The sequence below is a fragment of the Zoogloea oryzae genome, assembly GCF_030161255.1.
GTDB classification, from domain to species: Bacteria; Pseudomonadota; Gammaproteobacteria; order Burkholderiales; family Rhodocyclaceae; genus Zoogloea; species Zoogloea oryzae.
Genome location: NZ_BSPX01000142.1, coordinates 1 through 4,331 on the forward strand (window position 1 = coordinate 1; position 4,331 = coordinate 4,331).

At 70.1% G+C, this 4,331-nt stretch carries 6 protein-coding genes; all 6 read right to left on the minus strand.

Features of this window, described 5'->3' with window-relative positions; translation table 11 throughout:
* Positions 1-830: RNA polymerase sigma factor (locus QQK25_RS22275; RefSeq protein WP_284189931.1), on the minus strand; the 830-nt coding region annotated here is incomplete at its 3' end.
* 15 nt (positions 831-845) lie between these two features.
* On the minus strand, positions 846-1,679 hold the full coding sequence (locus QQK25_RS22280; RefSeq protein ID WP_284189932.1) for a DUF4440 domain-containing protein: 834 nt from the start codon (positions 1,677-1,679) through the stop codon (positions 846-848).
* A gap of 138 nt (positions 1,680-1,817) precedes the next feature.
* A complete protein-coding gene (locus QQK25_RS22285) occupies positions 1,818-2,180 on the minus strand; it encodes a YciI family protein (protein WP_284189933.1) in 363 nt (120 codons plus the stop codon).
* Position 2,181: 1 nt separating this feature from the next.
* Entirely contained in the window at positions 2,182-2,643 is a 462-nt protein-coding gene (locus tag QQK25_RS22290) for a VOC family protein (protein ID WP_284189934.1), read from the minus strand.
* A 25-nt stretch (positions 2,644-2,668) separates the two neighbouring features.
* On the minus strand, positions 2,669-3,085 hold the full coding sequence (locus tag QQK25_RS22295) for a YciI family protein (RefSeq protein WP_284189935.1): 417 nt from the start codon (positions 3,083-3,085) through the stop codon (positions 2,669-2,671).
* Between the two features lie 284 nt (positions 3,086-3,369).
* On the minus strand, positions 3,370-4,331 hold a 962-nt coding region (locus QQK25_RS22300), incomplete at its 5' end, for an SGNH hydrolase domain-containing protein (RefSeq protein WP_284189936.1).

The window sequence follows — 4,331 nt, forward strand, 5'->3', positions numbered from 1 at the left end:
CAGCGCCGGCGGTCCTGGTCGGCCAGCAGCACTGGCTGGCCGTCGGGGGCCACGCGGGCCGCGAGGCGCGAGGCCTGGATCTCCATCAGCGCCACCAGGCCCGCCACCTCGCTGTCGTCGGGCATCAGCCCGGCCAGCACGCGGCCCAGGCGCAGGGCTTCGTCGCACAGGGCCGGGCGCATCCAGTCGGCGCCGGCGGTGGCCACGTAGCCTTCGTTGAAGATCAGGTAGATCACCTCCAGCACCGAGGCCAGCCGGGCCTGCCGCTCGGCGCCGCGGGGCACCTCGAAGGGCACCCGGGCGGCGGCGAGGGTGCGTTTGGCGCGCACGATGCGCTGGGCGATGGTGGCCTCGGGCTTGAGGTAGGCGCGGGCGATCTCGTCGGTGGTGAGGCCGCCCATCACCCGCAGGGTGAGCGCCGAGCGGGCCTCGGGCGGCAAAAGCGGATGGCAGGCGGTGAAGATGAGGCGCAGCAGGTCGTCGCCGATGTCGTCGTCGAGGCGGGCGTCGATGGCTTCGAGCGCGTCGTCGCTGGCGGCCGCGTGCTGGAAATCCAGCTCGGCGCCGATCTCCCCGGCCTTGCCGGCGGCGAGGGCGGCGTGGCGCAGGTGGTCCAGCGCCCGGTGGCGGGTGGCGGTCATCAGCCAGGCGGCGGGGTTGGTGGGCACGCCGTCACGGGGCCAGGTTTCGAGGGCGGCCACCAGCGCGTCTTGGGCGATGTCCTCGGCGAGGCCCACGTCGCGCACCAGCCGCGCCGCCCGGCCGATCACCCGGGCGGCCTCCAGGTGCCAGATGGCCTCGATGGCCCGGCGGGTGTCGGCGTCGCTCACGGGGGTTTCCCGATGTCAGGCCATTGAATGCAGGCCGATGAGGTTGCCCTCGCTGTCCTTCACGATGGCGATGTGGCCGTAGGCGCCGATGGCGAACTTGGGCTTGACCACCTCGCCGCCATTCCAGGCCGCCAGATCGGCCTGCTCCGAGCAGTCGGCGCAGCTGAAGTAAACCAGCACGCTGTTGCTGCCGCCGCCCGGCCCGAAGCCGTCCATCTTCGCCAGTGCGCCGCTGGCGCCGGCGTTGGTCGACTGCATCGGGAAGGCCCACAGGTCGATGGGGCTCTCCAGCCGGGTGAATTCAAAGCCGAACACCGCGCTGTAGAAGGCCTTGGCCCGGTCCATGTCGGCCACGTAGATCTCGAACCAGCCCACCGGGTTGGCGCCGCTGCCGCAGCTTTCGGGGGAAGCATCGAGCGCGGCCTGGGCGTCGGGGGAGAGCACGGCGCGCTCGGTGTAGGGGTTGAAGGGGGCGGAGCAGTGGTCGTGGAGGATCAGCCAGCGGCCGTCGGGCTGCTTCTGCCACACCGTCGAGCTGCGGAACCAGTGGCGCCCGGCCGGGTGGCCCGGTGGCAGCTGGGTGAAGTGCCACAGGCAGTGGGCGCTGGCGAGCTCGGTGCCGACGGTGACGGCGAGGTTGCGCGTCTCGATGCGGGTGTCGTCGGGAAAGTAGGGCAGGCAGCCGATGATCTTGTTGCGCATCCCGGCCACGTCGTCGACGAAGGGCGGGATGGCGTCGAACAGCACGGCGCCGGGGGCGTAGAGGGCCATCAGGGCGTCCACGTCCTTGCGGCAGAAGGCCTGCTGCCACTCGGTGAGGGCGGCGCGGATGAGGGATTCGTCGTTCATGGCGGGGTCCTTGGGGCAATGGAAGGTTCTAAGGGCGGCCTGCACCGTGCATCGGATCTGTAGGTCGGACTTCAGTCCGACATCGTGGCCTGATCCGGCAGTCGTGTCGGACTGAAGTCCGACCTACAGGCCGGGGGTTTACAGCACGTGGCAGGGCGCGCATTCGCGCACTTCGACGGTGGCGAAATCCACCGCCGGGCATTGTCGGGCGATGGCGACGGCTTCGTCGCGGGTGGCCACATCCAGCAGGTAGAAGCCGCCCACCATCTCCTTGGCCTCGGCGAAGGGGCCGTCCACCAGCGCCGGGGCGGCGGCCGGGGCGCTGCGGCGGATGCGCACCGCGTGGTCGTCGGGGCGCAGGGATTCGGCGCGGATCAGCACGCCGCGTTCGGCGAGGCCCGCGCCGAAGGCCATCATCGCGTCGTAGCGGCGGTGGGCCTCGTCGCTGGGGGTGGCGGCGCGCTGGCCGCGGGGTTCAACGATCAGCAGCATGAAGGGCATGTCACTGGCCTCCGCAGGCAGACTTGAAGCCCTCGGTGATCTGCACGGGGCTGAGATCGCGGATGTGGGTGGCGACCGACCAGTGGTGACCGAAGGGGTCAAGCAGCCGGCCGTAGCGGTCGCCCCAGAACATGTCCGCCACCGGCATGGTCACGGTGGCGCCGGCGGCCACGGCCTGGGCCACGGTGGCGTCCACATCGGCCACGTAGAGGTGCAGCGTCACCGCCGAGCCACCCAGGGCCAGCGGGCCCTGGCAGCCCTGCTCGGGGAACTCATCCACCAGCATCACCGCGGCGCCGCCGATGGTGATGAGGGCGTGCATCAGCCGCCCGTCGGGGGCGGGCAGGCGGGCACAGTCCACCGCGCCGAAGGCCTGCTTGTAGAACTCGATGGCGGCGGCCGCGTTGCGGCACACCAGGTGGGGCGTGACGGCGGTCATGCCGGGAGGGATGGCTTGGGTCATGGCTGTCTCCTTGGGTGGGCGCCGGTCATTCGGGCAGGCCGATGGTCTTGAAGCGCTCGATGGCGTCGGACGGGGCAAAGTCTTCCAGCTCGTACAGGGGGCGCACCTCGATCTCGGTGGCGATGCCCTCGCCCGCCGGGTTGGGGTAGCGCCGGCTCCACTCCAGCGCCTCCTCGCGGCTGCGTACCTGGATGAGGGTGTAGCCGGCGATGAGTTCCTTGGTCTCGGCAAACGGCCCGTCGATCACGCTGCGCGTGCTTCCATCGTAGCGGATGCGCCAGCCTTGCGAACTGGGCTTGAGCCCGGAGGCATCCAGCAGCACGCCGGCCCGGGCGAGCTCCTCGTGGTAGGCCGCCATCGCCGCCAGCAGCGCCTCGTCCGGCGCCGGGGTGGTTTCGGCCTCGCTCTCGGCGGTGGCCTTCACGATGATCATGTATCGCATGGGGTTCTCCTGTCTGGGGCCGCGGATTGCGGCTTCATCACCACGACGGACGACGACGAGCGGAATCGACAGGGTGGCAGAAATATTTTTCAGCCGGCTTGCCGCGGCACCGGACGGCGGCATTCCCTGTAGGTCCTGTAGGTCGGACTTCAGTCCGACAAACCCTGCCTAATCAACCCGTGTTGTCGGACTGAAGTCCGACCTACACGCCCTGAACGCCCTGCACCCACGGCGCCCAAAAAAAGAGCCACCCGGAGGTGGCTCGTGGTTCTGCGCGGCGGGGCTCAGTTGCCCTTGGCCTTCATGTGGTCGATGAGGTAGCGGGCAACCAGGCCGTTCCCGGTGTCGGAGAGGTGGTCGCCATCGGTGTACAGGAACTTGCCGTCCTGGGCGGCGCCGCAGACCTTGTTCTTGCACAGCACGCTGGTGGGGTCGACGATCTCGACGAAGGGCGCGGCGGCCTTGAAGCGGGCCACCAGCTCGAGGTATTTCTTGCTGGCTTCCTGGTGCTCCTTGAGGGTCTTCGAGCAGGACTTCTTGTTCTCGGCGGCGATGGAGATCGCCCGCGAGATGCAGTCCTTCGGATGGGGCAGGCTCGGGTTGTCGATCAGGAAATACACCTTCTTGCCGGCCTTGTGGGCCCGCTGGGCGGCGGCGCTCATGCCCTCGACGATGGCGTTCTCGTAGACCGGCACGTCCGGGCTGCTGGAATACAGCGGCGGGGTCACCATCCGCGAGGCGGTGACGAACACCACCGCCTTGATGTTGGCGTTGCTCTCGATGATCTTGATCGTCGCGTCGTTGGCCTTCGAGCAGATCACCGGGGTGTCGTAGCCCGGATCGCCCGGATAGGTGCGGCGGATGCCGCCGGCCATCGGCGGGCAGCCGCCGGCGCCCAGCTGGGCCCAGCGGGCGCCCGGGGTGGATTCGCGGAGCAGGCCGGGCATCAGGGCGTTGGCGTGGCTGTCGCCCCAGATGATGAATTTCGCGGGTTCGCGCCGGTCGGTGAAGCAGTCGCGGATGTCGGCCTCTTCGGCCGGCGTGCCGCCGCAGCCCTGGGCGCGCCATTCAAAGCCGGAGCCCATCACCGCGGAGGTGAGGTCGGCCTCCTGGGGGGCGGCGGCCTGGGGCTTGGGCTCCTCGGGGGCGGCCGCGGGGGTTGCCACGGCGGCGGTGGGTTCGGCGGGTTTGGCTTCGGGCTTGGCCTCGGCGGCGGGCGCGGGCTTGGCGGGCTCGGTGACAGCCG